The sequence below is a fragment of the Legionella septentrionalis genome (assembly GCF_003989745.1).
In the GTDB taxonomy this organism is placed as follows: domain Bacteria; phylum Pseudomonadota; class Gammaproteobacteria; order Legionellales; family Legionellaceae; genus Legionella_A; species Legionella_A septentrionalis.
Genome location: NZ_RZGS01000070.1, coordinates 1 through 3137 on the forward strand (window position 1 = coordinate 1; position 3137 = coordinate 3137).

The following is a 3137-nucleotide window of genomic DNA, read 5'->3' on the forward strand; positions in this document are numbered from 1 at the left end:
TTTAGAATCGTAATTATTTGGCTTTCGTTATATCTCGATTTCTTCATCAAATTCTCCTCGGTAGTTATTATACCCAGAGAACTCTAATTTTGACTGGAACAATTATAAGGGGGGATTACAAACTAATATTGCAACTAAATATAGTTGCAATATTTATCAAGCCATTTTATAATTATTAAAAATAGTTGGTAATAATAATGACAAAAAAAGATAAGCTAAGAGAGCGCATTTTGAGTAGTCCCTCGGACTTTACGTGGGCCGAACTAACAAGCTTATTAAATTCATTGGGATATAAAGAAAGTAATGCCGGAAAAACCAGTGGTTCTCGTGTGAGATTTATTTCTGATAAATATTCACCGATAACGCTCCACAAACCACACCCAAAACCAATTTTAAAAAAATATATGGTAAAACAAGTAATACAACAACTTCAAAAGGAAGGACTACTATGAAAGATATGCTGAAATACAAGGGCTATTTAGGGTCAATCCACTTTGCTGAGGACGATCTTATTTTTTATGGAAAGGTTGAATTCATAAAGGCCTTGATTAGTTATGAGGGTGAAAGTGCTGCTGATATTAAAAAAGCTTTCGAAGAAGCGATTGATGATTATTTAGCGATGTGCGAACAAGAAAATATAAATCCTGAAAAACCATTTAAAGGAACTTTCAATGTTAGAGTGGGGGAATCATTGCATGAAAGAGCGACCTTTGCAGCAGTTGGAAGAGGGATAAAATTAAATGAATTTGTAAAACTGGCCATTGAACATGAATTAAAGGCATCATAGAACTATGGCATATAAACAGGAAAGTGTCATTTGAAAAAATTAAAATCTTTCTAAAGTATGATTACATTTAGATTCCCAGACTTAAGCATGTTGTTTCCTTACTCAAAGGCATTTAAAACTCAATAAGTTCGGCTATATGGTTGGTCTTGTTTGAATGGATCTTAAAATCGATTAGGAACTCAACTTATCTGTAAAAAATTATATGTTGATTCAATAGCCTGTTTTTTTCTTTTCTATGTTGCTTCCACTCCTTGTCTTTAGAGAAGATCACCAAAAATGATTCTTCAAAAAAATGGCTAATATCATCAATGGCAACCCAAGAGCAATGTTCTTTAATTTCAGAATAGATTTCTTTGTTTATTTAAATTTTAATTTTTTCATTTTCAGGTGTTTGTCTTGCATTGATTAAAGCCATAATAATTCCTTAATATCTAATATAAAAAATACATTATTAATAGCGATTGTTGAATGGATCATAACTGTTGCTATTGTATGTTGAATGATGATAATCGTTATTCCAGTAATTGTCTCTATCAGATGAGCTCGTTCCAATAGAATTTCCCATGCTATCTAAAGCACCAATCATTGGTAAACCTGTTGCAGGATTATATTGCGTTTCGTTTGAGTTAATATCGAAATTTATAATATTATTTGCATTCCTTGCGTTGGTGATAATAATTGCTGCAAAAAATACAATAATCATTACAACAATAAGTATAAAAATCATTTTAAACTCCATTTTAAATTTATTAAGTAGGATGTTAGAGAACAACATCAATCGAGTCAATCACATACGCGCAATTGATTTGCGCTGCATAAAAACCACAAGACAACTATAAGAATAACCCTCATCGAATAATGCACAAAATAAGAATTTCTAAAAACAAGCACACCTTTCGCAACGTGTTAGTTTGCGTAACTTGCTGATATTTATAATATTTTTATGGTTGAGATAACCATTTCCCCAAAGCTATAGAAAAATGTTCTATATATAGGCAATTTAGCGTATGCACATTTGCATATTTTTAGTATATAACGGATTTAATGAAGTATGCAAATATGCATATAAATTTATTTGACCCATTATAAATAAAAGATTATTTGAAGTTGGTTTTATTAGATAACATAATATCATATAATAAAAAGTATGCACTTTTGCATATCATATGATTTTACCAGTTACAGGATAATATATGGCTCGAATTACGATTACTATGCCGGATTCTTTGCATACACAGGTACTCAAGTTTTCTAAAAAAGAACAGTCCAGTGTTTCTTATACGGTTTCAAAATTAGTGGAATTAGGTTTGCTTGTGGCCAACAATAAAAATCAAAATAAAGACGATCAGCCATCAAAAATTGAAGAGCACTGTAATAAGTTGATTATTCAAATCAATGGGATTCTAAAAGAGTTGGTTACGGGTAAATTTGAATTAAGCCAAGAAAAAATAGCTAAAATTACACAAGAGACTTTAGATAAATACAATGAACTTACTTCTTGAGAAGGTTCATTTTTCACTGGTGTTTTCGCGATTTCCTTGACGGAAATTATTTATCTCTTGTTTGGAAAGTTTCACATATTTTATCAAATCATCTAAATGTTCTGGGTGAAGTGTTAATGGAGAATTTACACAGTTTAAAGAAAGATTTTGCTTAGCTGTTTTTCTGTTTTTTGATAAAAAACAAGGGTTTTGCCATATGAAATCTTTCCTCGCAGATGTTTTTTATCTTGCAGAATTTCCTCAATAAAACCACCTTGAATATATACACTTTTAGTATCGTAAATCGAAGAATTCTCAATGGTTAGTAGCTGTTCTTTTATCAGTTCATCTTCTTTGGAAGAGTATTTGCTGTTAAGGGATTTGCAATATTTCCGTATATCCCAGATTGCAAAATCAAAATTCCCTAAATAATAATCAATCTCTACATAAGAATAAGTTAAATATCGGTTACATCCAAAAGTATCAAAGTGTTGAATTATTTCATTGGTAATATTTTCAAGTTTAATGAAAGAAATATTTTGTAGTAACTCTAAACCTTTTGAAAGATCGTGACCCATTTTAATAGAGGGTACTCTGTTGAATAGTAATATTGCCTTAATGTATTTTTCTATCGCTTGAAGACCGCTCCAATGATACTGACCGAAAAACCCTTTTCTATAGGCACATCTTGCCATTATATAATCCATATCGGCTTGATTTCGGAAGCTTCTGCTTGCGAAATTGTAACCATCCCATTTTTAGTGGCAGCCTAAATTAGAGTCTTTCGCCTGTTTTTTAGCCAAATATTCCCATGGCGTTAAATCACCCAGTGAATCGTGTGGTCTTTCTTCATTGTATTCCCTCATCCA

General features: G+C 31.3%; 5 protein-coding genes and 1 pseudogene. 3 read left to right on the forward strand and 3 right to left on the reverse strand.

All coding sequences use genetic code 11. The annotated features are described in order from the left end of the window. The first annotated feature begins 197 nt into the window (after positions 1-197). Positions 198-452 (forward strand): type II toxin-antitoxin system HicA family toxin, encoded by a 255-nt coding sequence (locus ELY11_RS12185; RefSeq protein ID WP_126954166.1) that lies wholly within the window; start codon positions 198-200, stop codon positions 450-452. Next, positions 449-787 carry a type II toxin-antitoxin system HicB family antitoxin gene (locus ELY11_RS12190; protein WP_126954167.1) on the forward strand — a complete coding sequence of 113 codons (339 nt, stop codon included), beginning with the start codon at positions 449-451 and terminating at the stop codon, positions 785-787. Before ELY11_RS12185 ends, ELY11_RS12190 begins: the two co-directional genes overlap by 4 nt. Positions 788-1238: 451 nt before the next feature. Here the strand turns inward: ELY11_RS12190 and ELY11_RS12200 are convergent, their stop codons facing one another. Then, positions 1239-1514, reverse strand: coding sequence for a hypothetical protein (locus ELY11_RS12200; protein ID WP_199739164.1), 276 nt, complete (start codon positions 1512-1514; stop codon positions 1239-1241). Between the two features lie 466 nt (positions 1515-1980). Here ELY11_RS12200 and ELY11_RS12205 point away from each other — a divergent pair, with 466 nt between their 5' ends. After that, entirely contained in the window at positions 1981-2289 is a 309-nt protein-coding gene (locus ELY11_RS12205) for a hypothetical protein (protein ID WP_126954168.1), read from the forward strand. A gap of 134 nt (positions 2290-2423) precedes the next feature. On the opposite strand, the pseudogene ELY11_RS12210 reads toward ELY11_RS12205, so the two are convergent. Together ELY11_RS12210 and ELY11_RS12215 are read right to left on the reverse strand one after the other, a co-directional pair. After that, positions 2424-2981, reverse strand: a pseudogene (locus ELY11_RS12210) (hypothetical protein); the annotation flags it as partial. Between the two features lie 45 nt (positions 2982-3026). Then, positions 3027-3137 (reverse strand): integrase core domain-containing protein (locus ELY11_RS12215; RefSeq protein WP_148110521.1); only part of this gene is annotated, 111 nt, incomplete at its 5' end.

Excerpts from the sequence above, each read along its gene's own strand:
- ELY11_RS12205 (WP_126954168.1), top strand. The coding sequence starts at position 1,981 with ATGGCTCGAATTACGATTACTATGCCGGATTCTTTGCATACACAGGTA.
- ELY11_RS12190 (WP_126954167.1), top strand. The coding sequence starts at position 449 with ATGAAAGATATGCTGAAATACAAGGGCTATTTAGGGTCAATCCACTTT.
- ELY11_RS12200 (WP_199739164.1), bottom strand. The coding sequence starts at position 1,514 with ATGATTTTTATACTTATTGTTGTAATGATTATTGTATTTTTTGCAGCA.
- ELY11_RS12185 (WP_126954166.1), top strand. The coding sequence starts at position 198 with ATGACAAAAAAAGATAAGCTAAGAGAGCGCATTTTGAGTAGTCCCTCG.